General features: G+C 66.2%; 18 protein-coding genes. 13 read left to right on the top strand and 5 right to left on the bottom strand.

Going from position 1 to position 24,518, the window contains the following annotated elements:
• The first annotated feature begins 4 nt into the window (after nucleotides 1-4).
• Nucleotides 5-3,658 carry a response regulator gene (locus DNK89_RS16565; RefSeq protein WP_110961014.1) on the top strand — a complete coding sequence of 1,218 codons (3,654 nt, stop codon included), beginning with the start codon at nucleotides 5-7 and terminating at the stop codon, nucleotides 3,656-3,658.
• Nucleotides 3,659-3,944: 286 nt separating this feature from the next.
• Nucleotides 3,945-4,817: a DMT family transporter gene (locus DNK89_RS16560; RefSeq protein WP_110961013.1), complete on the top strand. Its 873-nt coding sequence runs from the start codon at nucleotides 3,945-3,947 to the stop codon at nucleotides 4,815-4,817.
• Between the two features lie 69 nt (nucleotides 4,818-4,886).
• Here the strand turns inward: DNK89_RS16560 and DNK89_RS16555 are convergent, their stop codons facing one another.
• Nucleotides 4,887-5,822, bottom strand: a complete 936-nt coding sequence (locus DNK89_RS16555) for a succinylglutamate desuccinylase/aspartoacylase family protein (RefSeq protein ID WP_110961012.1) — start codon at nucleotides 5,820-5,822, stop codon at nucleotides 4,887-4,889.
• 105 nt (nucleotides 5,823-5,927) lie between these two features.
• Here DNK89_RS16555 and DNK89_RS16550 point away from each other — a divergent pair, with 105 nt between their 5' ends.
• Entirely contained in the window at nucleotides 5,928-9,071 is a 3,144-nt protein-coding gene (locus DNK89_RS16550) for a WD40 repeat domain-containing protein (RefSeq protein WP_110961011.1), read from the top strand.
• 1,203 nt (nucleotides 9,072-10,274) lie between these two features.
• On the top strand, nucleotides 10,275-11,564 hold the full coding sequence (locus DNK89_RS16540; protein WP_110961009.1) for an MFS transporter: 1,290 nt from the start codon (nucleotides 10,275-10,277) through the stop codon (nucleotides 11,562-11,564).
• A gap of 371 nt (nucleotides 11,565-11,935) precedes the next feature.
• Here the strand turns inward: DNK89_RS16540 and DNK89_RS16535 are convergent, their stop codons facing one another.
• Nucleotides 11,936-14,212 (bottom strand): bifunctional diguanylate cyclase/phosphodiesterase, encoded by a 2,277-nt coding sequence (locus DNK89_RS16535; RefSeq protein ID WP_203422319.1) that lies wholly within the window; start codon nucleotides 14,210-14,212, stop codon nucleotides 11,936-11,938.
• Between the two features lie 212 nt (nucleotides 14,213-14,424).
• The gene (gene ylqF, locus DNK89_RS16530) at nucleotides 14,425-15,396 is read right to left on the bottom strand and encodes a ribosome biogenesis GTPase YlqF (RefSeq protein WP_110961007.1); all 972 of its coding nucleotides are present in this window, start codon (nucleotides 15,394-15,396) and stop codon (nucleotides 14,425-14,427) included.
• 92 nt (nucleotides 15,397-15,488) lie between these two features.
• On the opposite strand from ylqF, the gene DNK89_RS16525 reads away from it, so the two are divergent.
• Together DNK89_RS16525 and DNK89_RS16520 are read left to right on the top strand one after the other, a co-directional pair.
• On the top strand, nucleotides 15,489-15,740 hold the full coding sequence (locus DNK89_RS16525; RefSeq protein ID WP_110961006.1) for a hypothetical protein: 252 nt from the start codon (nucleotides 15,489-15,491) through the stop codon (nucleotides 15,738-15,740).
• 56 nt (nucleotides 15,741-15,796) lie between these two features.
• Nucleotides 15,797-15,967 carry an oxidoreductase-like domain-containing protein gene (locus DNK89_RS16520; protein ID WP_051022734.1) on the top strand — a complete coding sequence of 57 codons (171 nt, stop codon included), beginning with the start codon at nucleotides 15,797-15,799 and terminating at the stop codon, nucleotides 15,965-15,967.
• A gap of 95 nt (nucleotides 15,968-16,062) precedes the next feature.
• Here the strand turns inward: DNK89_RS16520 and gshA are convergent, their stop codons facing one another.
• The gene (gshA, locus tag DNK89_RS16515) at nucleotides 16,063-17,589 is read right to left on the bottom strand and encodes a glutamate--cysteine ligase (RefSeq protein WP_110961005.1); all 1,527 of its coding nucleotides are present in this window, start codon (nucleotides 17,587-17,589) and stop codon (nucleotides 16,063-16,065) included.
• A 71-nt stretch (nucleotides 17,590-17,660) separates the two neighbouring features.
• Nucleotides 17,661-18,569, bottom strand: coding sequence for an SDR family oxidoreductase (locus DNK89_RS16510; protein WP_060983969.1), 909 nt, complete (start codon nucleotides 18,567-18,569; stop codon nucleotides 17,661-17,663).
• A gap of 315 nt (nucleotides 18,570-18,884) precedes the next feature.
• Between DNK89_RS16510 and DNK89_RS16505 the strand changes: the two genes are divergently transcribed.
• The 7 genes from DNK89_RS16505 (at nucleotide 18,885) to DNK89_RS16475 (ending at nucleotide 24,508) form a co-directional block, all read left to right on the top strand.
• Nucleotides 18,885-19,166: a DUF427 domain-containing protein gene (locus DNK89_RS16505; protein WP_015015027.1), complete on the top strand. Its 282-nt coding sequence runs from the start codon at nucleotides 18,885-18,887 to the stop codon at nucleotides 19,164-19,166.
• 563 nt (nucleotides 19,167-19,729) lie between these two features.
• Nucleotides 19,730-20,368, top strand: coding sequence for a DUF938 domain-containing protein (locus DNK89_RS16500; RefSeq protein WP_110961004.1), 639 nt, complete (start codon nucleotides 19,730-19,732; stop codon nucleotides 20,366-20,368).
• 12 nt (nucleotides 20,369-20,380) lie between these two features.
• Nucleotides 20,381-20,677, top strand: coding sequence for a 2Fe-2S iron-sulfur cluster-binding protein (locus DNK89_RS16495; RefSeq protein ID WP_056064834.1), 297 nt, complete (start codon nucleotides 20,381-20,383; stop codon nucleotides 20,675-20,677).
• Between the two features lie 386 nt (nucleotides 20,678-21,063).
• Complete coding sequence (ribBA, locus tag DNK89_RS16490; RefSeq protein WP_110961003.1) at nucleotides 21,064-22,185, top strand: bifunctional 3,4-dihydroxy-2-butanone-4-phosphate synthase/GTP cyclohydrolase II; 1,122 nt, start codon at nucleotides 21,064-21,066, stop codon at nucleotides 22,183-22,185.
• A 19-nt stretch (nucleotides 22,186-22,204) separates the two neighbouring features.
• The gene (gene ribH / locus DNK89_RS16485; RefSeq protein WP_015015031.1) at nucleotides 22,205-22,669 is read left to right on the top strand and encodes a 6,7-dimethyl-8-ribityllumazine synthase; all 465 of its coding nucleotides are present in this window, start codon (nucleotides 22,205-22,207) and stop codon (nucleotides 22,667-22,669) included.
• Nucleotides 22,666-23,205 (top strand): transcription antitermination factor NusB, encoded by a 540-nt coding sequence (gene nusB / locus DNK89_RS16480; RefSeq protein ID WP_110961002.1) that lies wholly within the window; start codon nucleotides 22,666-22,668, stop codon nucleotides 23,203-23,205. Before ribH ends, nusB begins: the two co-directional genes overlap by 4 nt.
• A 118-nt stretch (nucleotides 23,206-23,323) precedes the next feature.
• Nucleotides 23,324-24,508: a pyridoxal phosphate-dependent aminotransferase gene (locus DNK89_RS16475; protein ID WP_110961001.1), complete on the top strand. Its 1,185-nt coding sequence runs from the start codon at nucleotides 23,324-23,326 to the stop codon at nucleotides 24,506-24,508.
• Nucleotides 24,509-24,518 lie beyond the last annotated feature (10 nt).

Here is a 24,518-nt window from a genome sequence, read left to right as displayed (position 1 = left end):
GCCCATGCTCCTCCTGCTCAAACGCCAACGGTTTTTTCTGCGTTTCTTTCTGCCAGTGGTGCTGGCCGTTCTGGTGGGCATGGGGTTTGACTACGCAGTGCAGCAGCACACCCAAACCGTGCAGCGCAAAGCACTGCAAAGCCAGGAGGAAGACATCCAGGTGGCCGCCAAGGCGGAGGCCATCAGCCGAAAACTGCTGGAGATCAAGCTGCGGCTGACACAGACCCTGACTGTCTCCAAATACCGCGAGGTGGACGAAGCCAAGGCCTACCAGCTCCACGGGCTCATCGTGGACGAAATGGCCGCGCTCGAAAAGGACCTGACGGGGCTGACCACAGCCCACGACTTCTCGCATGTCAGCACCCACTACCCCGCTGCGCTCAGAGCCTTTCAAGAGTTTCGCCAGTTTGCGCTGATGAGTTCGGACCAGATGGCCATCGACCAGTCAGCGGCAGGCGAGCACCTGATCAGCGCCACGGCGCACTACGGTGTGTTCGCACTGCGCATGGGCGACATTGCCAAAACCTTCATGGACCACGCCATAGAGAACGCTGCCAGCACGCGCAACCAGCTGCAGGATTTCGATCGCCGCATGCGCCTCTACAGCACGCTGGCCGCGCTGGTGTTTCTGGCCCTGTGGTTTGTGCTGTCGCGGTCCACATCCCGCCAGCTGGACCGGCTCAACACCATCCTGCAAAAGCTGTCGCGCGGCGAAAGCGGCTTGAGCGACTACAAGACCTTTTCCCGCATCAAGGCCATGGCCGCACGCGAAGGCACGCTCATTGGGGACATGGCCAATGCGGTGCTGGCCTTTCAGAAAACACAGGACGAACGCCGTCTGGCCCTGGCAGAGCTGCACGACCGGGAGGAACTGCACGCCAACATCATCAGCCAGGCGCCCATCGGCATCGTGGTGCTGGACATGCAGACCCTGCAGTTCGTGAGCTTCAACGATGCCACCTACGAATCGCTGGGCTACACGCGCGAAGAGTTTTCGTTGATGAACCTCTACGACCTGCAACTGGACCCGGACAGAAGCAAGGTCGATGAAAAGCTCCAGCGCATTCAGGCCCAGGGCGGCCTGGACTTCGAGACCCAGCGGCGTGACAAGGCCGGCAGCGTCCGCGACTTCTGGGTTTCGATGCGCCCCCTTCACCTGCATGACCGCGACTGTATGACCGGCATCTGGGTGGACATCACCAGCCGCAAGCAGTCCGAGCGGGAACTGGCCCGCTACCGCGACGAGCTGGAACAACTGGTGGCCGAGCGCACGCTCGATCTCGAAAAGACCAGCCAAGCCCTCGCACAGCAGACGCTGGAACTGCAGCACACCAATGCCCAGCTGCGCAGCGCCAAGGCCATGGCCGACGAGGCCAACCAGGCCAAGAGCGCCTTCCTGGCCAACATGAGCCACGAGATCCGCACGCCCATGAACGCGATCATCGGGCTGACCCACCTGATCCGCCGCGACACCACCAACCCGCACCAGCGCCAGCAACTCGACAAGGTGTCGGGCGCGGCCATGCACTTGCTGGCCGTCATCAACGACATCCTGGATTTCTCCAAGATCGAGGCGGGCAAGATGGCCCTGGACCCGACCGATTTCGAGCTGGAGAAGGTGGTGAGCAACGTGTTCACCATCACCGGCGACAAGGCCGAGGCCAAGGGCCTGGAGGTGATGGCCGAACTTGCAGGTGTGCCCCCCATCCTGCATGGGGACGGCATGCGGCTGGGTCAGATCCTGACCAACTTCATGGGTAACGCAGTCAAGTTCACCGAACGCGGCAGCGTGTCTTTGCACGCGTTTGTCACCCACCGCGAAGCCAACCAGGTGCGCCTGCGCTTTGAGGTGCGCGACACCGGCATCGGGCTGAGCCCCGAGCAACAGGGCAAGCTGTTCCTGGCGTTTCAGCAGGCCGATGTTTCCACCACTCGCACCCACGGCGGTACCGGCCTGGGGCTGGCCATCTCGCGCCGCCTGGCCGACCTGATGGACGGGCAAGTGGGTGTGCGCAGCGAGCCCGGTAAGGGCAGCACCTTCTGGTTTGAGGCGCCCTTTGGCATCAGCTCCCAGGCTGCCGCACCGCAGCATGTGCAGGCCCTGCCCCCCAGCACCCGCGTCCTGGTGGTGGACGACATGGAAGAAGCCCGTGAGCTGCTGGCCGACATGCTCACCCACCTGGGAGCGCGGGCCGACGCGGTGTCGTCCGGCGCGCAGGCCGTGCAAGCGGTGGCACAGGCTGACGAACTCTGCGACCCCTACGAGCTGGTGCTCACCGACTGGCTGATGCCGGGCCTGAATGGCACCCAGACCTGGCAACAGATCTGCGCCTTGCCGCTCCAACACCGCCCCGCCTGCATTCTGGTCAGCGGCAGCCTGAGCTGCCCTGCCGACGAGGTGGATGCCGGTCCGTTTGCGGCCTTCCTGCCCAAACCCGTACTGCCCACCGCACTCGAAGACGTGCTGGTGCGCGTGTGGAACCATGCGCAACTGCCGGAGGCCGCTGCACCCGCGTTGGCCGCCGATGCGCCCGTCCGTTTCACCCCGGGGCTGCAATTGCTGCTGGCCGAAGACAACACGCTGAACCAGGAGGTGGCGGGTGAGCTGTTGCGCCAACTGGGCTTTGCCGTGGATATGGCGGGCGACGGGGCGATTGCGGTGGAGCGCGCGCGCGAACGTCACTACGACCTGATCCTGATGGACATCCAGATGCCCCACCTGGACGGCCTGCAGGCCACGCGCCAGATCCGCGCGCTGCCAGGCCATGCGCAGACGCCTATCGTGGCCATGACGGCCAACGCCTTCGCCGAAGACCGCGCCGCCGCGCTGGCCGCAGGCATGAACGACCACCTGCCCAAGCCCGTGGACCCGGCACAACTGGCGCGCGTGTTGGCACGCCTGCTGCCCCATGCCGTGGACGCCACGGGCGCAACCCCAACGCCCAGCATTGCAACATCGACCCCCACGCTGCAGAACGAAGCACAGATGCGGGCCCAACTCCAGGGCGTGGCAGGCTTTCAGCTGGAGCAGGGACTGCGGTCGCTGGGCAACAACTTTGCGGCGCTGGTGCGTCTGCTGCAACGCATGGTGGTGGAACACCCCCACGACGCGCAAAAGGCGTTGCAGGCCTGGCAAAGCGGTGACCTGGCCGAAACGCAGCGCATCCTGCACACGCTCAAGGGCCTGGCGGGCACTGCCGGCCTTACCGGCTTGCAGGTGGCCGCGCAGCAAGCCGAGGCCAGGGTGCAAGCCACACCGCAAGGGGGTGTGGATGCCGACACCCAACACGCGCTGCAAGACCTGGATGCGCGACTGCAACAACTGGTGCAATCCCTGCACTTTGTATTGGATGCTGCCGCAGAGGCGACCAGCGCGGCCCCTGCAGCCGATGCCGACCATCTGCGAGCAGGCTTGCGGGCACTGCGGCCCTTGCTGGCCAGCGACGACCTCGATGCCAGCGCCGCCTACGCCGGGCTGCACCCCGCCATGCTGCAGCATTACCCGGACCGCGCCCAGGCGCTGGCCCAGGCCATCGATGGTTTCGACTTTGTGCAGGCGCTGGCGCTGCTCGACGCCATCCTCGCCACAGCGGACGGCGGAGGCAGCAGCGATACCGCCCCGGCCAACACGCCCGCGCCCACCCCATCATTAGGGTAAGCGCGGCTGACCAAACTCAGCAAAGCGGCGCGGCGTGCCTGCGCTACACTTTTTGGCCTTGCCGCACATGCGCCGCCATGGTCTGGCCTCTCCAAGCGCCAGTCCTGCGGAGCCCACCTTCCCATGCCTTTGCCCAGCCCGCCATTGCCGCGCTTTTTCCCGCGCCTTTTCTTCTCTGCGCAGGCTCCTGCCCCCCATGACCGCCAGCGAGGCCTCGCTGGCTCGCGCGCAGCCACAGGGCCACAGAATGTCTGAGGCGCGGCCGAGCGCCTCTGCAGGCTGGGCGATGCCTTCGGGCAATCTGCGCGGCATTCTGGCCATGGTGGCGGCCGTGGGCTTCTTCTCGCTGATGGATGCGCTGCTCAAGACACTGAGCGCCCACTACCCCGCCATGCAGGTTGCGGCGCTGCGGGGCTGGGCGGCGCTGCCGCTGGTGGCGCTGTACGCACTGTGGCGTGGCGAAGTGCCCCGGCTGCTGAAGGTGCGGTGGCCGCTGCACCTGCTGCGCGGCGGGCTCAACGTGGCCATGCTGGCGCTGTTTGCATTTGCCATCCGTGAACTGGCGCTGGCCGAGGCCTATACGCTGTTCTTCATTGCCCCGCTGCTCATCACCGCGCTGTCCACCGTGGTGCTGCGCGAAAAGGTGCGCCCCGCCCACTGGGTGGCTATCGTGCTGGGCATGGTGGGGGTGCTGGTGGCGCTGCGGCCCAACCAGGAGGCGTTCTTTTCCCTGGGCGCACTGGCGGTGCTGGCAGCAGCCACCTGCTATGCGGTATCGGCCATCACGGGGCGCATGCTCACCCGCACCGATTCCAGCGCCAGCCTGGTGTTCTGGACCACCACGCTGCTGGCACTGGGCGCCGGCGCGCTGGCGTGGCCCCAGTGGGTGGGCGTGGCGCAGGCCCACTGGCCGCTGGTGGCAGGGCTGGCGGTGACCGGGTTTGCGGGGCAGCTGGCGATCACCGAGGCGTTTCGCCACGGACAGGCCTCGGTGGTGGCCCCGTTTGAATACACGGCCCTGGCCTGGGGCATGGGGCTGGACTGGGTGCTGTGGCAGACGGTGCCTGGCTACAGCACGCTGCTGGGCGGCGCCATCATCATCGGCAGCGGCCTGTACCTCGTGCGCCAGGAGCGCACGCAGGCGGTGGTTCCGCCCTGAACCACTTCAGACCATGGCTGCCAGGCCTGCAGACGACATGCCCGCAGGTCTGGCGTCGTACCAGCCGGGTCAGATCGGCCGCGTGAGGTACACCGCCTCGCGGCCCACGATGGGCTCGCGGGTGGGCATGAGGATGGTGCAGTCGTCGCACAGCGCGCGGATCTCGTGCGGGCCATCGGTGGCGATGAGGTCCCCCTTGGCAAACACTTCAAACCCTTGCACGGGCCGCGTGAAGCGGAAGTCCGCAGTGCGCACCATGCAGGTCTCCAGCAGTTCGTAGCGGCGCTGCTCGGCGGGTGCGGGCCGGTCGGCCACCGGCGCGATGAGGCCGAAATGCGCCAGGAAGTCCAGCGCCACGGCCGTGGCCAGGTCGGCCGCCGACTGGCGGAAGTGCTGGCCGCATTCCACCACCACCGCTACACCGCCCCCGTCGGCCTGCCCGTGGCGGCCGTGCTGGATGAGCGGCGTGCCCGAGCCCAGGCCGCTGGGCATCACCAGGTGCACCGGCGGGCGGCCAATGGCCAGCGCCGCCTCCGCATTGCGCGGGTAGGCCGGGTACACCCAGAACGGTTGCACGTCCTGGCTGGTGGAGTGGATGTCGAGGATGTGATCGGCCGCAGCCACCACCGGGCGCAGAATGCGGGCGCGCTGCAACTCGGGGCTGTCCGCCGTGCCGTCCAGCTCGGCCGCCGACCAGATGCGGTTGAGGTTGTGCACCAGCTGGCGGCTCTCGAACGGGCGGCTCTGGTCAAAAGACTCGTAAGCCGCGACGTTGGCAAAGCTGATGGTCAGCGTGCCGATGAGGGGGCGCACGCCCGTGTCCAGCAGGTGCGTGGCGGCCACCATGCCGCAGATTTCGTTGCCGTGCGTGAGGGCGTTGATGAGCACATGCGGGCCAGGCTTGCCCGACTCGAAACGGTGCACATAGTCGATGCCCACATTGCCCTGGCGGTAGGCCGAGAGGTCGCGGGGGAGGACTTCAAAAACGGGGGGGTTCTGCGTCATGGCGGTGAATTAATAAGATGACACATCATTGTCGGCGCAAAGCCGGATCGCTGCAGGGTGCGGTGTACGATGCCCGCCGGTTGAGCCCCTCACGTGCCCCGCCCCATGACCACTGTCCGACTTTGCCCGCTGGCCGAAGTGGCCCACCGCCTCCCTGCCGACTGCTGGATCGCCCAGCGCCTGGCGGAAGAACCCGACGCCCTGGCGGACGAAACCACCTTGTGGATCACGGGCGCTGTGCACTGGCCTGCGCTGCACCTCGACGCCCCCCTGGCCCCAGGTAGCCCGCTGCGCCAGTGGCTGCATGACGTTCCAGACGGCACCGGTGATGCCTCGGTGCCCCGTGCACCGTTTTTGATCCTGGTGGACGGAGACCTGCGCATTGACGGCGCTTTGACCAGCGCGGACACCGACGGAACCACCCACCTCATCGTCACCGGCAACGCGCATCTGCACAACGCCGTGGTGGGTGGGCAGCTGGTGTACGTTCAGGGCGCGCTGCAGGTGAACGAGCTGCTGTGGGGCCACTACAACCATGGCGAGCTGCGTGTGCGCGGGGGGCTGCAGGCCCGGGTGGCGCTGTTCACCGACGAGTACCACGTGGACATCGCAGGCCCCGAACAGGTGGAGTTTTTGCTGGACGAGGTGCGCGGTGTGCCCAACCGTGCAGAGTTCTCGACCGAGATCGTGGGTGCCGTGTTCACCCCCGAGTTCCACGAGGGCGTGGATGCTGGCGAAGACGGCCTGGCCGCCATGATCAACCGCCGCCAGGTGCTTGCCGCTGTGCGGGCAGGCCAGAGCGCGGTGCGCAGCAGTGCCGACATCCACGCCGACCAGCCCGTGGCCCACGACCTGTGCGCCGGCGACGCCATCAGCATCGACAACATCCTGACCGTGGTGCGCACGCCGGTGATTGCGCACAAGGAGCACAAGGCCTACGGCTGGTTTCAGCAGACCGATTTTTCGCTCTGCCAGCGGCATGTGGACGACGAGGGCGACGCGCGCGACGACAACGTGTTCATCACCGTCTGGAAGACCTGGGACTTCTACCTGTCGGTGGAGCAGGTGCCCGCGCCCCGCAACTGGCTGGAGCGCGTGGCCACCAAGCTGTGGCGCCACGCGGCCCCCACAGTCGCCCAGCGCACGCTGCTGTACCGCCGCTACACGCAGGGGGAGCCTGGCGACTGGCAGGTGCTGGCGCCCCCCAACGAGCCCGGCCACGACTCCGACGCCTGGAAGGCCTGCGAACACGCCTGGCGCGGGGTGCTGGACTATGTGCGCAAGGCCGTGGGCCAGCACCGTGCGCGGTACCCCCTCTACCAGCGCCTGCAAGCCACGATGACTGCCGAGCACATCGAGGCCTTCACCAGCCTGCCCGTGTTCACCGAGCAGTACAACGACTGGTGGGACAGCGACCGCAACGGCTACTGGGAGGGCGAGGTCTGGGTGGGCGCGCGCCAGCCCTGCATGCACGACGGCGAACCCTGGGGCCGCGCGCTCAAGTACAGCTGGCGCAACGGTGACGACGCACCGGGCGACGACGAAGACAACGCCCACAGCGCCTACCAGATCGATGTGGACGAGGCGCGCGAAGGGCCAGCTGCGGTCGAGTTCAGCTACACCCAGCGCCAGAGCGACAGCCGCGCCCCCCTACCCCGCTGCGCCGCCGACCACATTACCCGATTACTGCGCTTTCACGGCCGGGTGCAGGCCCGTATCCACGCACGGCACGAAGAGGCGCAGGCCCAGCAGGCCGAGGCCCGCCGCATCGAAGCTGCCGTGCAACTGCTGGTCACCCCACCCTTGCTGCCCGACCTGCCCGATGCAGCCGTGTTTCCTGTCGAACTCATGACCCTGTCGGAGCAGTGGCAGGCTGATGGGCAAGCCTACGTGGAGACCATCCGCGCGAGCCAGCTGGCCCGCGACGCCAATACTGCCGACCCTGCTGACCCTGCCGACGCCTCCGCAGCCCTTGGGGGAGACGAAGAACACGCGGAGGACGAAGATGCTCTGCCCGAAGACCCGCGCAAGGCCGACGCGCCCACCGTGCTGCAACTGGCACGCGTGGTGAGCCGCTGGGCCGACGAAGAGCTTGCCACGCGCTTTCGCCAACGCTTTGCCTTTGCCCCGGACGCGTACGTGAATCGCGCTGCCAAAGCCGGGCAATTCATCGGCCCCGTATGGGTGCTGGAGGATGACCGCGTGATCGCGCGCATCGGAGCTGCCCATGACGACGGCGCTCACTGGGCGGTACTGCAAGGCACCGAGCACGCACTGCTGCCCAGCATCCGTGGCGTGGGCCGCTCGCCCAATCGCCAGTGCTTCGCCCAAAGCGACGGTCAGCACATCACCACCCACCAGGGATGGAATGGCCCGGTGATTGCACGGTTCACACTGCCGCGCGGCAACGAAGCCCTGCCGCCGCAGGTGCAGGTGTCGGCCGGCCCGCTGGGTCAGCGCTGCGATGACATCATCCCGTTCAACGATGGCCTGCGCGTGCTACTGCGCAACCCCACGGGGGTCTATTTGCTGACCTGCACAGCGCCAGGCGCTGAGAGCACCATTCAACGCCTGCACCCACAGACTTTTGACGAAGACGGCCCCTACACCTGGCCCAAGAACCAGATGGACGAAGAGGTCGAAGGAGAGACGGTCACGGTGCTGGCGCTGGACATGCTGCACATGGCCCTATCAACCGACGAACGCCATATCGCGGTCGGCGACCAGGACAGCCCACACATCGTGCTGGATACGCACGGCGCTTTGGTGGCGGAACATGAGCCCCTGTCGTCCTACCCCCACCACGCCGTGTTCTCGCACGACGGCACACGCCTATTTGCCAATTCGTGTCACTTGTACTGGGGCGCTACGCGCTCGATTCCGATCGGCGTTGCATCGCAAGAAGCGGGGGACACGGATGAAGACACCCCGCCACTGGACGAACACTGCCGCGTGTACGCGTCCGCCGCCTTGCCCGGCTTGGTGATTCTCGGCGACGCTGACGGCTACCTCCACGCCTACAGCGACGAAGGGCAAGCCTTGTGGCGCCACCACATCGGCAGCACGATCAGCGCCATCGACGTATCGCCCGACGGCGCAACGCTGTGGGCGGCCAGCTACGGCGGCTACCTGGTGCGGATGGAGCGCCGCGAGACGGGCATGGACCCGTATTCGATTGGCACGTCGCCGTATGTAGAGACGCGGCGGTGGATATTCTGGCGGGACGAGGCAGGGCCGGTGCGGTGGTAGGGGGAGAAAGGCTGTTGACGGCCAGAAGCAGACATTCACGGGCGAGTGTCTACCGTCACGAACAAATGCACTTTTCTCTATAGTTTCCTCGCGTAGACATCGGGTAATCCTTGTCGGGGCCAACTTGCCCAATGAACGGAGCGCACTGCGCCTTGCACTCTGCCTCTGCGTCTTTTGGTGGCGGGAGCAACCACGCAATTGCTGAAATCCCCGCGATGAACAGCGCAAAAACAAGAAACGCAATCTGACCTAGCGAAAGTCTCTTGATGGCATTTCGAAATGGCAGCCTCATTGGCTTTCGAACCACCTCTTTTTTCAATGCCTTAACTGCTCTAACCTTACGAAATCTGCCCGGCATCTTGCTCTCCACCACAAGTTCTTTTAACGGCCTCTGAGGCAGCTTATTCGACAATGGGTGCTCTGAGCCTGAACTTTGACCAGTCATGGCCCGCAAGCGTCCTTCGCTGTGAGACAGAATCCGGCCAGGAGCAGCCACCTAGGAAAGGACGAGATGAGTGTAGACAACGATCTTGTAACCAAGCACCTGCGGCGCCCCTTTAGTGCCAGGGAGCGAGGCTGGGCAGAGGTTGGATTGGGCGTGTCTGTGGGGTTGTTGACTTGGCTCGAATACAACGAGCCGTCCACGAGACCTTTTACGGGTCGATGGGGTTGGCTCAAAGAGTTTATGTACTCACACTTGGGCGCCAATGGGGTAGCGATCGGCTTCGGTCTGATCGGCTTGATGCTCACGCTATGGGGGGCCTATGAAGTGGCGACTTCGCGGAGAAATGAAGGAAGCAAGCTGCGTTGATTGAGCGCTAACGGGCCATTTCTCGGGAGTCTGCTTTGGGCCCACATCCGCCCCTCATTCAGCCTTCCAACCAACACGTATCGACCGGCACCGTGAAAGCGCTGGAACACAGCACCCCAACCCAGGTCCACCCCTCGCTGGCCGGTGCTTCGGCATCCGCTTCTGTCGCGAAAGTGGGGGGAGCGATCTGTATGCCAAAGCCGCAGGACTCGAACCCTTGCGGTGGGTATCCTGCCCATGCAAGCGCATTGCCCAAGTCACTCCGGGCACCCCGCTGGGACAAAAAGCCAGCTGGAGTGCGCCAAACGAGAAGCCGGTAACCATCGAAGCGGGTGCCTCACGGCTCATGGCATGGGCGTTGCATGTGTCCGCGATATGCACCAGCACTCTCCATGACCTCGTCCGCTTCAGCCCCCCTCTCTGCCGCCCACCCATCCCAAAACGCACAGCCCCCTGGCGCCCCCGGCCTCAGCACCCCCGTGCTCTTGCTCATGGCCGTGGCCTGCGGCCTGTGTGCGGGCAGCAACTACTTCAACCAGCCGCTGCTGCACTCCATTGCCACGCAGCTGCAGGTGCGCGATGCGTCGGCAGCGCTCATCGTGACGCTGGCGCAGGTGGCGTATGCAGCGGGGCTGCTGCTGTTGGTGCCGCTGGGCGACCTGCTGGAGCGGCGGCGGCTCATTGTCACGCTGATGCTGCTGGCGGCCCTCGGGCTGTTCACCAGCGGGTTTGCGCACAGCTACGCCATGCTGGCGCTGGGCACGCTGCTCACCGGTCTGTTCTCGGTGGCGGCGCAGGTGCTGGTGCCGCTGGCGGCCACCCTGGCAACACCAGGGCGCAGCGGCCGGGCGGTGGGGCTGGTGATGAGCGGGCTGCTGACCGGCATTCTGGCGGCGCGCAGCGTGGCGGGGCTGCTGTCGGAGGTGGGGGGCTGGACGCTGGTGTACCGTGTGGCGGGCGTTGCCATGGTGGCGGTGGCGCTGGCGCTGTGGTGGGTGATGCCGGTGTCGCGCAATGCAGCATCGGCACAGACGCAGAGCTATGGCCAGGTCTTGCGGTCGCTGGGCACGCTGGCGCTGCGACACCCCAGGTTGCGCAGCCGGGCCTTGCTGGGTGCGCTGTCGTTTGCATCGGTGAGTGTGTTGTTCTCCACCATGGCGCTGCTGCTGGCGGGACCTGCGCACCGTCTGGGTGATGCAGGCATCGGGCTGGTGGGGCTGGCAGGTGTGGCGGGTGCGCTGATGGCCAGTGTGGCCGGGCGCATGGCAGACCAGGGGCAGGCACAAGTGGCCACGGCCCTGTCGGTGGGCTTGTTGCTGCTGGGCTGGGTGGCGTTGTGGCTGGGCGCGAGCAGCCTGGCGTGGTTTGTGGTGGGCATGCTGGTGGCCGACCTGGCGCTGCAGGGCGTGCACATCAGCAACCAGAACGTGATCTACCGCCTGAACCCCACGGCCCGCGCGCGGCTGAACGCGGTGTACATGACCAGCTACTTTGTGGGTGCTGCGACGGGCTCAGCCATGGGGTCGGTGGCCTGGCTGTGGGGCGGCTGGGGCGCCACCTGCGCGCTGGGGCTGTGCCTTGCCGTGCTGAACGCGCTGGCACTGGCGCATGACCAGCGGCTGGCCCGGCGGGCGCGCAGCGGCGCGGCGGCGCCGCATGCGCCTCAAGGCGCGGGGATGTAGCCGCGTGGTGACCGCCAACGACGCACGTTGTGACGTACCATGCTTGTACGGTCCCATCCCGAGACCTTTCAAGGAGGCCCAATGGCCAAAGGCGAACAGCGCAGCAACAAGATGGCGAAGAAACCCAAAAAGGACACCTCGCCACCCAAGGAACACAGCGCATCAGACCGGCCCATGCCGCCCGTGACCACTGTCATGCCCAAGGGCAAAGACAAAAACAGGTAAGCCAACACAGTGCGCTGCCGCCCCAAAAGGCGAAGCGCTATCAAATCAATAGCTGCAGGCGCATATTCAACAAGCGCCTGCAGCTATTTTTTCTTAAAACTCCATATCAACAACGCTGCACCCGGCGCGCACCGCCCCCCCCTCGTTCACGCAGGCTGGGTCAGCCGCTCCAGCCACTGCACATCGGGCTCGGGCCGGCCAAACAGGTAGCCCTGGTACACGATGTCCGGCGCACGCTGGCGCAGGAAGTCGGCCTGGGCCTGGGTCTCCACCCCCTCGGCCACCACGCGCAGGCCAAAGTGCCGGGCCACCGACAGGATGCCCTCGACCAGCACGCCGTCGTCGGCATTGGTGGGGGCCTCGTGCACAAACGACCGGTCGATCTTGATCTCCTGGATCGGCAGGCGCTTGAGGTAGGCCAGCGATGAATAGCCGGTGCCAAAGTCGTCCAGCGACATGTCCACGCCCAGTGCAGCCAGCGCGCGCATCTTGGCCACCGCATCGTCAAAGTCGTCGATCACCAATCCCTCGGTCACCTCCAGCGTGAGCAGCCGGGGGTCGGCCCCTGTGGCGGCCAGCACGGCCCGCAGTTGCCCCACAAAACCTGCCTGCCGGAACTGCCGCGCGCTGAGGTTGACCGACAGCCGCAAGCGCCGCTCGCGGAACGCCGGCTGCGCCAGCAGCGCACAGGCATGGGCCAGCACCCACTCGCCCAGGCTGACGATGAGGTCGGACTCTTCGGCCACCGGGATGAACACGCCCGGCGCCACCAGCCCGTCGCGCGGGTGTTGCCAGCGCACCAGCACCTCCGCCCCCGTGACCTGGCCCGACACATCGACCTGCGACTGCAGGTGCAGCCGCAACTCGCCCGCGCCAATGGCGTGGCGCAGCTCGCGCTCCACCCGAAAGCGCTGCTCGGCCGCCTCGCCCATGCCCTGCTCAAAAAACGCCGCCTGGCCGCCACCGGCCTGCTTAGCCCGGTGCAAGGCGGTGCCCGCGCGCCGCAGTGCGTCGTGCGCCACATCGTCCGAGGTTTGGGGGTACAGGGTGATGCCGATGCTGGCGCCCAGTTGGGCGTCCTGTGCGTCGCCCTCCAGCCGCAGGGGGCGCAACAAGGCGGTCTGCAGCTTTTCGGCAAAGGCCAGCGCGTGGCGGCCGGCCAGCGAGGCGTCGGCCCCCAGCCCATGCAGCACCACGGCAAACTCGTCGCCCGCCACCCGCACCAACAGGTCCTGCGGGGGCAGGATCTCGGACAGGCGCAGCGCCACGGCGCACAGCAGGCGGTCGCCCATTTCGCTGCCGCGCGCATCGTTGAAGGTGGTGAACCGGTCCAGGTCCAGCAGCAGAAGGGCATGCTGGGTGGACAACACACGGCCGGGGCGCCCACGCAGCACATGCAGGCGCTCCATCAGCGTGGACCGGTTGGGCAGGCTGGTGAGGCTGTCGAAATGCGCCAGGCGGTGGATCTCGTCGGCGGCGCGCTTGCGTTCGGTGATGTCCTGCTTGAGTTCCACAAAGTGGCTCACACGGCCATCGGTCTGGCGGATGGGCGCCACCACCACGGACTCGATCAGCGGTTGCCCGTCCTTGCGGTAGTTGACCTGCTCACCCGCCCAGCTGTCACCGCGCGCCAGCGTGGTGCGCAGGCCCTCGCGCTGCGCGGGCGCGAGGCCGTTGCTGGAGTAGTGGGCCGAGGCCTGGCCCACCACCTCGTCGCGCGCATAGCCGGTACGGCGCACAAAGGCCTCGTTCACGTACTCGATGTCCTCGCGCAGATCGGTGATGACGATGGCCTCGGGGCTTTGCTCCACGGCCCGCAGCAGCTTGCGCAGCGACGCCTCGCTGGCTGCCAGATTGGCTGCGGTCTGTTGGGCCTCGCGCACCCGGCTCATGTAGTTGCGGCGCGACAGCAGCGTGGCGGCGGCGGTCAGCACCAGAATGCCCGCAAGGTACACCGCCCCCGCCACGCGGTTGGCCACCTGCACCGGCTTGAGCAGGCCCTGCATGTCCGCCCAGATGAAGCCCAGGAACAGCAGGGCCGTGAGTACCACCAGCGTCAGCGTGGCACGCACGCCCAGCAGCCATCCGGCCAGCACAACGATCACGGGGTAGTTCAGCAGATTGGGGCCATTGACGCCGCCATTGCGGGCCGCCACCAGCGACACCGACACCCACACGCCCCACACCAGCAGATGGGTGGCCAGCGTCCACCGCCGCCAGCGCGCCAGCAGCAGTGCGGTGCCGCCAATGCAGCCCGCAACAAAGTTGAGCGCCACGCGCATCGGCTGCACGGGCTGGTCCCAAAGCAGCAGCAGGCCGATGACAAAACCCAGCAACATCACGGACCAGCCCGCCACCCGCACCAGGTGGCGCGTTGTGGCGTCTTCGTGGTCTGGCAGCGGAACAGAGGGAGCTTCGGCCATGGCGACGGGAAGTGCGGGGAGGAAACCATCGTAACCGCAGGCATAGAAAACGCCTATGAACAAAATGCCGCTGGCGTGGCTGCATCGCCCGCCCGTCGGCATCCCTTCGGCTCCCCCGTCGGCATCTGTACGTTGCGCCCCCGGTACCGTCGCCAGCGCCGGCACGGGATGGCCTACAGCGCCTGCTGGCCCGCAGGCGCAGGCCGGGTCACTCAGTCCGCGTCGCTGTCCGGCGCGGGTTCACGCACACCAGAGCCTTTGCCCTTGGCCTTGGCGCGCGCGTCTTTCTTGGCCTGGCGCTTGGCGTCCTCGGCCAGGCCGGCAGCACGCCAGGCCTCGAACTCGGCGGGGGCCTCCAGCGTGATGCGGCCCAGGATGGCGCTGCGGAAATCGGTCATCACAATCTCGGCCGCCTTTTGCAGATTGACGCGCCCGCCACCCAGCATGGCGCCGCGTTTGCGGCCAATGGCTTCGAGCAGTTCTTCGTCGTGCATCGCGGCCACTGCGCCTTCGGGCAGGCCCAGCTTGTAGCGCGCCTCCAGCAAGGGGGCGTAGTGCTTCTGCAAGCGGCGCAGCAGCTCCAGCGCGACCAGTTCTTCGTCATACGCATTGCGGCCCACGGCGCCGCTGGCGGCCAGGTTGTAGCCGGTCTCGGGCACCACGATGCGCGGCCACAGCATGCCGGGGGTGTCCCAGAGGTAGAAGTCGTCGGCCAGGGTGATGCGCTGCTCCAGCTTGGTGATGCCCGCCTCGTCACCGGTCTTGGCCTGGCGCTTGTTGCTGAGCGTGTTGATGAGCGTGGACTTGCCCACATTGGGCACCCCGCAAATCAGCACCCGCATGGGCTTGGCCATGCCGCCCCGGTTGGGCGCCAGCAGGTGGCAGGCGTCGATCAGCTTGCGCGTCGGGGCGGGGTCGGATGCATCCAGCGGCAACGCACGCGTGTCGCTCTGGGCGTTGTACCAGTCCACCCACAGCGCCGTGCGCTCGGGGTCGGCCACGTCCTGCTTGTTGAGCACCTTGAGCGTGGGCTTGTGGCCCGTGATCTCGGCCAGCAGCGGGTTGGCGCTGGAGCCGGGCAGGCGCGCGTCCAGCACCTCGATCACCACGTCAATGTCCTTGATGCGTTCGGTGATGGCTTTGCGGGTCAGGTGCATGTGACCGGGGAACCACTGGATGGCCATGCGGGGTACTTTCTACGTTGTTCTGAGGGGTCCGAGGGTGGCAAGGATAATCGCGGTCTTCCTTCTGCCCACGCCACGGCGTTTTTATCTGCATGCCAGCCCCTCTCGACACCTCGCGCACGCCCAAGGCCACCAAGGCCGACAAAGAGCTGCTGTTCAAGGGCGTGACCCTGGCCCTCATCGGCCTGGTCATCTTGCTGGCGCCCTATGTGGCCCGCTCCACCAGCGTGCGCGACCTCATGGGCCAGGTGGCGCTGGTGGGCTGGTTTGCGCTGGTGCTGGGCATTGCGTTTGGCGTGCAGTACGGCCTGCGCCGCGCCAAGGCGGGGCGCCGCCAGCCGTGACCTTGCCTGAGGACACAGCCCCGGCCCCGGCGGTGGACGGCGCCACGGCGCAAGCCATGTTCGCGGTACTGCAGCAGCGCGCGGCCGCTCTTGGCATCACGCTGCGCAACCCGCCACCCGAGCCCACGACCTGCTGCGGGCGCGGCTGCAACGGCTGCGTGTGGGAGGGGTTTCTGAGCGCCGCCGAATACTGGCGGCAAGAGGCCTTGCTGCAGCTGCAAGACTGATTTTGAAGCGTTTTGGGCTGGTAGCGCTAGTGCAATAAGCCCGAGCAGCTACCAATTCAATAGCAGATCAATTTGACCTGCCCCTGATCGCACCTTCAGCCCAGCTGCTCCACCGCCATGTACTGCTCGCGCCATACCTCAAACGGCAGCGTGTCTGCCGCTTCAATCGCTTTTTGCGCGGCAATCGACTCATCGGCCATGGCCACGTAGCGCGCCTGCTGCTCGGCCGTCCAGGGCAGCGACAGCAGCGCGTCGCGGGCGGCCATGGATTGCTGGCGCGCAAAGGCTTCAAAGCTGTGCTGGTGGCTTTGCACGATGCTGTCCAGCACGCGGGCTGAGGGGGTGCGCTCGGGCGCAGCCATCAAGGCGCGGGCATCGCGCAGCGCGGCGCTGTAGTCGTCGGTGCCATGGGTGGCGTCCAGCGCTGCCGCCAAAGGCTCGCACGCCGCCAGCACCTCGGCGCCCCATTCGGTGAGCAGCACGCTCTGGCCGTTGCGCGACAGGCGCAGGCCGGGCTCGCGGCCCCGCTCTGCGGTCAGGTGCTGGTTCTGCTTGAGTTCGGCAATTTCTGCGGGCGTGTCCGGCGGGCTGTCAGACAGCAGGCAGTGCAGCAAGAACACATCCAGCAGGCGCATGGTGGGCGCGGTGATGCCCACAGGCACGAACGGGTCCAGGTCCATCAGACGGACTTCGACGTATTCGACCCCGCGTTCGCGCAGCGCGTGCAGCGGGCGCTCGCCGGTGCGCACCGTGCGCTTGGGGCGGATGGTGCCGTAGAACTCGTTTTCGATCTGCAGCAGGCTGGTGCCCAGCTGGTTGTAGTCGCCACCCGGGTTGCGGATGCCCACGGCCTCATAGGCCGGGTACGGCTTGGTCAGCGCCTCGTGCAGCGAGTTGGCATAGCCCGTCAGGCCGTTGTAGCTCACGGCCAGCGTGGCCTGCGCGTCGCTCTGGTAGCCCAGGCGGCCCATGCGCAGCGAGGTGGCGTGGGGCAGGTACAAGGCACTGCCGCCCTCCATGGGCTGCAGGCGGTGTTCGCGCCCTTCCACAAAACAGGGGCACAGCGCGGGCGATGCGCCAAACAGGTACAGCAGCACAAACGCGTGGCGGCGGAAGTTGCGGATGAGCGCGAAATACTGTTCGCTGTCCACCCCCGGCAGCGACCAGTTGTAGTGAATGCCCGAGATGGTCTGCATGCGGCGGCCATAGCGGTGACCCAGGCCCATGCGGTACACGCTCTTGGCGCGGCCCACGTTGGAGCTACCGTAGCGGCCAATCGGAATCGTCTCGTCCGTGGGCAGGCCGCAGGGCATGCTGGAGGCCCAGAGCAGCTCGCCGCCGCTGTCCTTCAGCGTGTGGTGCACGAACTGGTGCACCTCTGTCAGCTCGTCCAGGCACTGCTGCACGCCCTTGTGGGCGCCGGTGATCAGCTCCAGCTGCGACTCGCTGTAGTCCGTGGTGATCAGGGGGTGTGTGAGGGCCGAGCCCAGCGCCAGCGGGTGGGGCGTGAGGGCCAGGCCGCCGGTGGGCAGCACACGCAGCCCTTCCTTTTCAATGCCGCGGCGAATCCCCCCCAGGGCGTCCGCCGGGTAGGCGGCCAGTCTCTCGTGCAGTTTGCTCATATGTTTATACCGATCCAACTTCTGTCGGCCCGGAACTTAGCACGTTGAGCGCTGGCCCGCCCACAGGGGTGTCAAGCCCTTGCGGCCAAAGCGCGTCCAACCTCGTTGGTTCCCTGCGCTGCGCCACTTTGTGGTACTTGCTCGCCCGCGCGCTCGGTCACCTCGGCCAGGCGGGCCGCCAGTTGCTCGGGCACATCGGCGCCAATGCCCAGGTGTATACCTTGCGTGAGCGTGATGTGAGCGGCTTCAAACGTGCCTGCCCCGGCGCACAGGATGGTGCGCGAAGGCGCGCTTTCGTGCGCCAGCACCAGCATGGCGGGCACCACGGCCTCGGGCTTCAGGGCGTCCAGCACCTCCTGGGGCATCAGGCCCTCGGTCATGCGCGTGGCGGCCGTGGGGGCCAGGGCGTTCACGTGGATGTTGTACTTGGCGCCTTCGATGGCCAGGGTCTGCATCAGCCCCACCTGGGCCAGCTTGGCCGCGCCGTAGTTGGCCTGACCAAAGTTGCCGTACAGGCCCGTGGACGAGGTGGTCATGACGATGCGGCCGTACTGCTGGGCCACCATGTGCGGCCACACGGCCTTGCAGCAGTTGGCGGCGCCCATCAGGTGCACATCCACCACCAGGCGGAAGTCGGCCATGTCCATCTTGGCGAACGACTTATCGCGCAGGATGCCTGCGTTGTTGACCAGAATGTCCACCCGGCCCCAGGCGTCGATGGCCTGCTGCACCATGGCCTCGACAGCCGCAAAGTCGGTGACCGACGCGCCATTGGCCAGCGCCTCGCCGCCTGCGGCGCGGATCTCGTCGACCACAGCCTGCGCGGCCGTCACCGTGCCGCCGCTGCCGTCCACCGCGCCGCCCAGGTCATTGACCAGCACCTTGGCGCCGCGCTTGGCCAGAGCCAGTGCATGCTGGCGGCCCAGGCCACCGCCTGCGCCCGTCACGATGGCCACGCGGCCTTGGAAATCAATACCCATGGTGAAGGTTCTCCTGTTGTCTTGGTCGATGAATGTGTGGAACGCAAAAACCCCTGGCACCCCACCGCAGGTACGGATGCCGCGCGCTGCACTGTAAGCCACTGCGGGGCCCGTGCGCGTTGCGCAGGCGACTGGGTACCGCACCAACCCATTCCAGAGCCAGAACATGGCGCGCGGTAACGCGGCACATTGGGAATAATGGGCAGCTGCGCAGGCTTCCAAGAGTGGCTGCGCATCCCTCCCTCGCTCATTTTTTGATAGCTGCTAGCGCATGCAGTACTAGCGCTACCGGCCACTTTGACTCAAGGATCTCCCATGAAAGCCATCTGGAACGGCGTAGTGCTTGCCGAAAGCGATGACACGGTGGTGGTGGAAGGCAACCACTACTTCCCTGAAAGCGCGCTGCACCGCGAGTACTTCACCTTCAGCAACCACAAGACCACGTGCGCCTGGAAAGGCCAGGCCAGCTACCTGTCGCTGCTGGTCAACGGCGAGATGAACACCGACGCCGCCTGGTTCTACGCCGACCCCAAGCCCGAGGCCGCCGAGATCAAGGGCCGCGTCGCGTTCTGGAAGGGCGTGAAGGTCACGGCCTGAAACGGCCAGCCCCCCTCTGCAGGTTATCCCTGCGCGCGCTGGACAATCATGTGGATAAGTTTTGGCAAGTCCTGTATGACAACGCCAAGTGCTTGATTTGCAAGGGAATGCACTGCATTGCCTCATTTTTAGGCAATTTACAAAGTCATGGCACGGGTTATCCCAACAGGCACTGGACAATAGTGTGGATAACCTTGGATAAGCCTTGTATGACAGGTTTAAGTGCTTGATTTACAAAGGATATCCTTGTGTCGCTCAAAAAACAGGCACTCACAACCCGCTGTGGGCAGGCCTATCCCACTGCTCCACAGAAGGCTCCAAAACCCCTGGTTATCCCTGTCTGCACTGGACAATCTTGTGGATAACTGTGAACAAGCCTTGTATGACAGTTTTAAGTCATTGATTTACAAGGAAACTTCTTGTGCCGCTGAAAAAACAGGCAGCTACGGTGGGTAAGGCGTCTGAGGTACAGTCCACGGCGGTTCTTTGTTGACCGCTCTTTATTTCATAGCTGCCCGCGCATGATCCACTAGCGCTAGCGGCCCAAAACACTCCATATCCTCGTGTCCACCCCGCCCCTTCAGCACAGCCCCGCCGCAGAGCGCAACCAGGGGCCCATCTTGGCCCAGTTGCTGGCGTTGTTGCCCCCCACCGGCACTGCGCTGGAGATCGCCAGCGGCACCGGCCAGCATGCGGCCCACTTTGCAGCCGCCCTGCCCGACTGGACCTGGCAGCCCACCGACCTGCACGACACGCACTTTGGCTCCATCACCGGCTGGGCCACGCAGTCTGGTGCCCGCAACGTGCAGGCGCCACGGCGGCTGGACGTGCTGCACGACCGCTGGCCCAGCGAGGGCCCGGCATTCGGCGCCGCATCGTTTGACCTGGTCTACTGCGCCAACATGCTGCACATCGCCCCCTGGGCCTGCTGCACCGGGCTGATGCAGGGCGCGGCGCGGCACCTGGCACAGGGCGGTCGCCTGGTCACGTATGGCCCCTACCTCGAAGACGGCGTGCCCACCGCACCGGGCAACCTGGCCTTTGACGCCAGCCTGCGCGCGCAAGACGCCGCCTGGGGCATTCGCCGCATCGAAAACGTAATGGCCGTGGCCGCCCACGCCGGCTTGCATCTGGCCGCGCGGCACGCCATGCCCGCCAACAACCTGCTGCTGGTGTGGACCCACGCCGCCCACCAACCCTGAAGTGACACGCCCATGACGACACCCACCGCCGCCCCCTTCTTCATCGCCAAGGTCGAGCCCGACGGCACCCAGTGCGACGCCTGGCCCGAGCAGCCGCTGCTGCTGTCTATGGAGCAAGGCGGCATCGACTGGCCCAGCTCCTGCCGCAACGGCACCTGCCGCACCTGCCTGGGCCAGCTGGTCGAAGGCACCGTGCGCTACGCCATCGAATGGCCAGGCCTCACGGCCGAAGAAAAGGAAGAAGGCTGCGTGCTGCCCTGCGTGGCCTACCCCACGTCGGACGTGGTGCTGCAGGGCAGCGCCATCTGATCTGCATCAGGCGCGGCACCTTTCAGAAGCCAAGCAGGCCCCGGTGCACTAAAATCCAAGGCTTCGGGGGCCAGGGAGCCTCTGCATGAATGACGCGGCGTGTGCGCTGCGGATCGGGATGGGTTGCAAGGCGCAAAGCACAGCAATAGCGGGGCTATTGCGAGCATTTGCAACGCAGCAGACCGCCCGAGACCGCAGATGCACGCGGTGCGATGATTCATGCATAGGCTCCCCAGCCCCTTTGACGTGCGGCAGCGCCGCATCGCATGTTCTTTGGGGCGGTTTCTTGGGGGCACACCAGCTGCCCTCGGCCACGGGGACCTGTGCTGCAGCACACCGCCAGCTGGCACACCGCCAGAGGCTCCCACAGAAAGCCCCAATCTTCCATGAACACCCCCCTCACCCCCGTGCCGATCTCGCCCGTCGAGGACATCGTGGCCGAGATGCGCGCCGGGCGCATCGTCATCCTGGTGGATGAAGAAGACCGCGAAAACGAAGGCGACCTCGTCCTGGCCGCCGACCATGTGACGCCCGAGGCCATCAACTTCATGGCCCGCTTCGGCCGGGGCCTGATCTGCCTGACGCTCACCCGCGAGCGCTGCGAGTTCCTCAAGCTGCCGCCCATGGCAGCGCGCAACGGCACGGTGTACAGCACGGCGTTCACCGTCTCCATCGAAGCGGCAGAGGGTGTGACCACCGGCATCTCGGCCGCTGACCGTGCCCGCACCGTGCAGGTGGCGGTGGACCGCAACAGCCAGCCCAGCGACCTGGTGCAGCCCGGCCACATCTTCCCGCTGCAAGCGGTGGACGGCGGCGTGCTGATGCGCGCCGGCCATACCGAAGCCGGTTGCGACCTGGCCGCCATGGCGGGCTGCAGCCCCGCATCGGTGATCTGCGAGATCATGAAGGACGACGGCACCATGGCCCGCCTGCCCGATCTGCAGCTGTTTGCCGCTGAGCACGGCCTCAAGATCGGGACCATCGCCGACCTCATCGAATACCGCAGTCGCAACGAGTCGCTGGTCGAAAAGGTCGGCACGCGCACACTACAGACGGCGTATGGCGAGTTCACCGCCCACGCCTTCCGCGACCAACCCAGCCAGGCCGTGCACCTGGCACTGGTCAAGGGCCAATGGAGCGCCGACGACGTGGTGCCCGTGCGCGTGCACGAGCCGCTGTCGGTGTTCGATGCGCTCGAAGTGAACCGCTCTATGCACTCCTGGGGCCTGGACACCAGCCTGCAATACCTGGCCAAACAGGGCAAGGGCGTGGCCGTGCTGCTGAACTGCGGCGAAAGCGCCGCGCAACTGCTGGCACAGTTTGAAGGCACCGCCCGCTCTGCCCAGGCGCCCGAGCGCGGCCGCATGGACCTGCGCACCTACGGCGTGGGCGCGCAGATCCTGCGCGAATGCGGCGTGCACAAGATGGCCCTGATGGGCCAGCCACGCCGCATGCCCAGCATGACAGGCTACGGCCTCGAAATCACCGGCTTCATCCCCAAAGAATAAAGACAGGAACAGGATCACTATGTTTGGCGCAGACAAAGGCACCGCAGACAAACTGGACGGCAAGAAGCTGCACATCGGCATCGTGCAGGCCCGGTTCAACGAGAGCATCACCAACACCCTGGCCGCCGCCTGCCGCGCAGAGCTGCTGGCCCTGGGCGTGCAAGAAAAGCACATCAAGCACGTGCTGGTGCCCGGCGCACTCGAAGTGCCCGTGGCCCTGCAGGCCATGGCCGAGAGCGACGAGTACGACGCGCTGATCGCGCTGGGCTGCATCATCCGCGGCGAGACCTACCACTTCGAGCTGGTGGCCAACGAATCTGGCGCGGGCGTCACGCGCCTGTCGCTGGACTACCAGATCCCGATTGCCAACGCCATCATCACGACCGAGAACATGGAACAGGCCATCGCCCGCCAGACCGAAAAGGGTGTGGACGCGGCCCGCGTGGCGGTGGAAATGGCCAACCTGCTGGACGAACTGTCATGAGCGAAAACACCCCTACGCCATCGTCGGCACGTCCGCCAAAGCAAACCCGCACCGGCCTCAAAAGCACGGGCACCCGCAAGGCCGCCTCCAAGTCCAACCGCAGTCGTGCACGCGAATTCGCGCTGCAGGCGCTTTACCAGCACCTGGTGGGCGGCAACGACGCTACTGCCATCGATGCGTTCACGCGCGACCTGGCGGGCTTTCACAAGGCCGACTCGGCGCACTATGACGCGCTGCTGCACGGCTGCATCGAGCACGCCGCCAGCATGGACGCACTGATCACCCCGCTGCTGGACCGCAAGATGGCCGAGATCTCGCCCATCGAACACGCCACCATGTGGATCGGCGTGTACGAGTTCCAGAACTGCCTGGATGTGCCCTGGCGCGTGGTGCTCAACGAATGCATTGAACTCGCCAAGGAGTTCGGCGGCACGGACGGCCACAAGTACGTGAACGCCGTGCTCAACGGCCTGGCCCCGAAGCTGCGCGCGGTGGAAGTGGCCGCCGACAAGGCCACAGGCGCGGGCGCTGCCTGAACCTGCCCTGCCCCGCTGCCGCCCTGCCCGTTGAACCGGGGCGGCTTGGTTTCTTTTCTTTCTACGCCCTCACGCCACCACGTCCACAAGGCGCCCGGTCGGGGCAGGATGCCATTCCATGAAGTTTTCCACGCGCGCCGAGCGCATTGAACCGTTCTATGTGATGGAGGTCGCCAAGGCCGCGCAGGCCTTGGCCCGCGAGGTGGCGGGCACGCGCGAGCCGATGATCTTCCTGAACATCGGCGAGCCCGACTTCACCGCCCCGCCCCTGGTGCAAGAAGCCGCTGCCCGCGCCGTGCACAACGGCGCCACGCAGTACACCAATGCGCTGGGCCTCGATGCGCTGCGCGAACGCATCAGCGGCTGGTACCAGAGCCGCTTTGGCGTCAACGTGCCTGCGCGCCGCATCGTGGTTACCGCAGGTGCATCGGCCGCGCTGCAGCTGGCGTGCCTGGCACTCATCGAGTCGGGCGACGAAATTTTGATGCCCGACCCGAGCTACCCCTGCAACCGCCACTTTGTGAGCGCCGCAGAAGGCAAGGCCGTGCTGCTGCCCACCACGGCGGCAGAGCGCTACCAGTTGAGCGCCGACAAGGTGCGTGCGGCGTGGAATGAAAAAACGCGCGGCGTTCTGCTGGCCTCGCCGTCCAACCCCACCGGCACCTCGATTGCACCCGACGAGCTGCGCCGCATCCACGACGTGGTGCGGTCGCACGACGGCATCACGATGATCGATGAGATCTACCTGGGTCTGTCGTACGAGGAAGAGTTTGGCCACACCGCACTCGCCATCGACGACAACATCATCAGCATCAACAGCTTCAGCAAATACTTCAACATGACCGGCTGGCGCCTGGGCTGGATGGTGGTGCCCGACGCGATGGTGCCCGTGGTCGAGCGCCTGGCGCAGAATCTGTTCATCTGCGCCAGCACCGTGTCGCAGCATGCAGCGCTGGCCTGCTTCGAGGCCGAGAGCATTGCCGAATACGAACGCCGCCGTGCCGAGTTCAAGGCGCGGCGCGACTTCTTCATACCCGCCCTGCAGTCGCTGGGCCTCACGGTACCGGTGATGCCCGACGGCGCCTTTTACGCCTGGGCCGACTGCACACAGGCCGCGCAACAGCTTGGTGTGAACGGCAGCTGGGACTTTGCGTTTGAGCTGATGCGCCGCACGCACATCGCCGTCACCCCGGGGCGCGACTTTGGCACGGCCGAGCCCGAACGCTTCATCCGCTTCTCGACTGCCAACTCCATGGCGCAATTGCAGGAGTCCGTGGAGCGGCTGCGCAAGCTGCTCGGATGACCAAGGCGAG

The sequence above is a fragment of the Acidovorax sp. ST3 genome (assembly GCF_003231145.1).
In the GTDB taxonomy this organism is placed as follows: domain Bacteria; phylum Pseudomonadota; class Gammaproteobacteria; order Burkholderiales; family Burkholderiaceae_C; genus Acidovorax.
Note: the sequence above shows the minus strand (reverse complement) of the source record. Positions and strands in the feature narration are given on the sequence as shown.

Excerpts from the sequence above, each read along its gene's own strand:
- DNK89_RS16565 (WP_110961014.1), top strand. The coding sequence starts at position 5 with ATGCTCCTCCTGCTCAAACGCCAACGGTTTTTTCTGCGTTTCTTTCTG.
- DNK89_RS16560 (WP_110961013.1), top strand. The coding sequence starts at position 3,945 with ATGCCTTCGGGCAATCTGCGCGGCATTCTGGCCATGGTGGCGGCCGTG.
- DNK89_RS16555 (WP_110961012.1), bottom strand. The coding sequence starts at position 5,822 with ATGACGCAGAACCCCCCCGTTTTTGAAGTCCTCCCCCGCGACCTCTCG.
- DNK89_RS16550 (WP_110961011.1), top strand. The coding sequence starts at position 5,928 with ATGACCACTGTCCGACTTTGCCCGCTGGCCGAAGTGGCCCACCGCCTC.
- DNK89_RS16540 (WP_110961009.1), top strand. The coding sequence starts at position 10,275 with ATGACCTCGTCCGCTTCAGCCCCCCTCTCTGCCGCCCACCCATCCCAA.
- DNK89_RS16535 (WP_203422319.1), bottom strand. The coding sequence starts at position 14,212 with ATGGCCGAAGCTCCCTCTGTTCCGCTGCCAGACCACGAAGACGCCACA.
- ylqF (WP_110961007.1), bottom strand. The coding sequence starts at position 15,396 with ATGGCCATCCAGTGGTTCCCCGGTCACATGCACCTGACCCGCAAAGCC.
- DNK89_RS16525 (WP_110961006.1), top strand. The coding sequence starts at position 15,489 with ATGCCAGCCCCTCTCGACACCTCGCGCACGCCCAAGGCCACCAAGGCC.
- DNK89_RS16520 (WP_051022734.1), top strand. The coding sequence starts at position 15,797 with ATGTTCGCGGTACTGCAGCAGCGCGCGGCCGCTCTTGGCATCACGCTG.
- gshA (WP_110961005.1), bottom strand. The coding sequence starts at position 17,589 with ATGAGCAAACTGCACGAGAGACTGGCCGCCTACCCGGCGGACGCCCTG.
- DNK89_RS16510 (WP_060983969.1), bottom strand. The coding sequence starts at position 18,569 with ATGGGTATTGATTTCCAAGGCCGCGTGGCCATCGTGACGGGCGCAGGC.
- DNK89_RS16505 (WP_015015027.1), top strand. The coding sequence starts at position 18,885 with ATGAAAGCCATCTGGAACGGCGTAGTGCTTGCCGAAAGCGATGACACG.
- DNK89_RS16495 (WP_056064834.1), top strand. The coding sequence starts at position 20,381 with ATGACGACACCCACCGCCGCCCCCTTCTTCATCGCCAAGGTCGAGCCC.
- ribBA (WP_110961003.1), top strand. The coding sequence starts at position 21,064 with ATGAACACCCCCCTCACCCCCGTGCCGATCTCGCCCGTCGAGGACATC.
- ribH (WP_015015031.1), top strand. The coding sequence starts at position 22,205 with ATGTTTGGCGCAGACAAAGGCACCGCAGACAAACTGGACGGCAAGAAG.
- nusB (WP_110961002.1), top strand. The coding sequence starts at position 22,666 with ATGAGCGAAAACACCCCTACGCCATCGTCGGCACGTCCGCCAAAGCAA.
- DNK89_RS16475 (WP_110961001.1), top strand. The coding sequence starts at position 23,324 with ATGAAGTTTTCCACGCGCGCCGAGCGCATTGAACCGTTCTATGTGATG.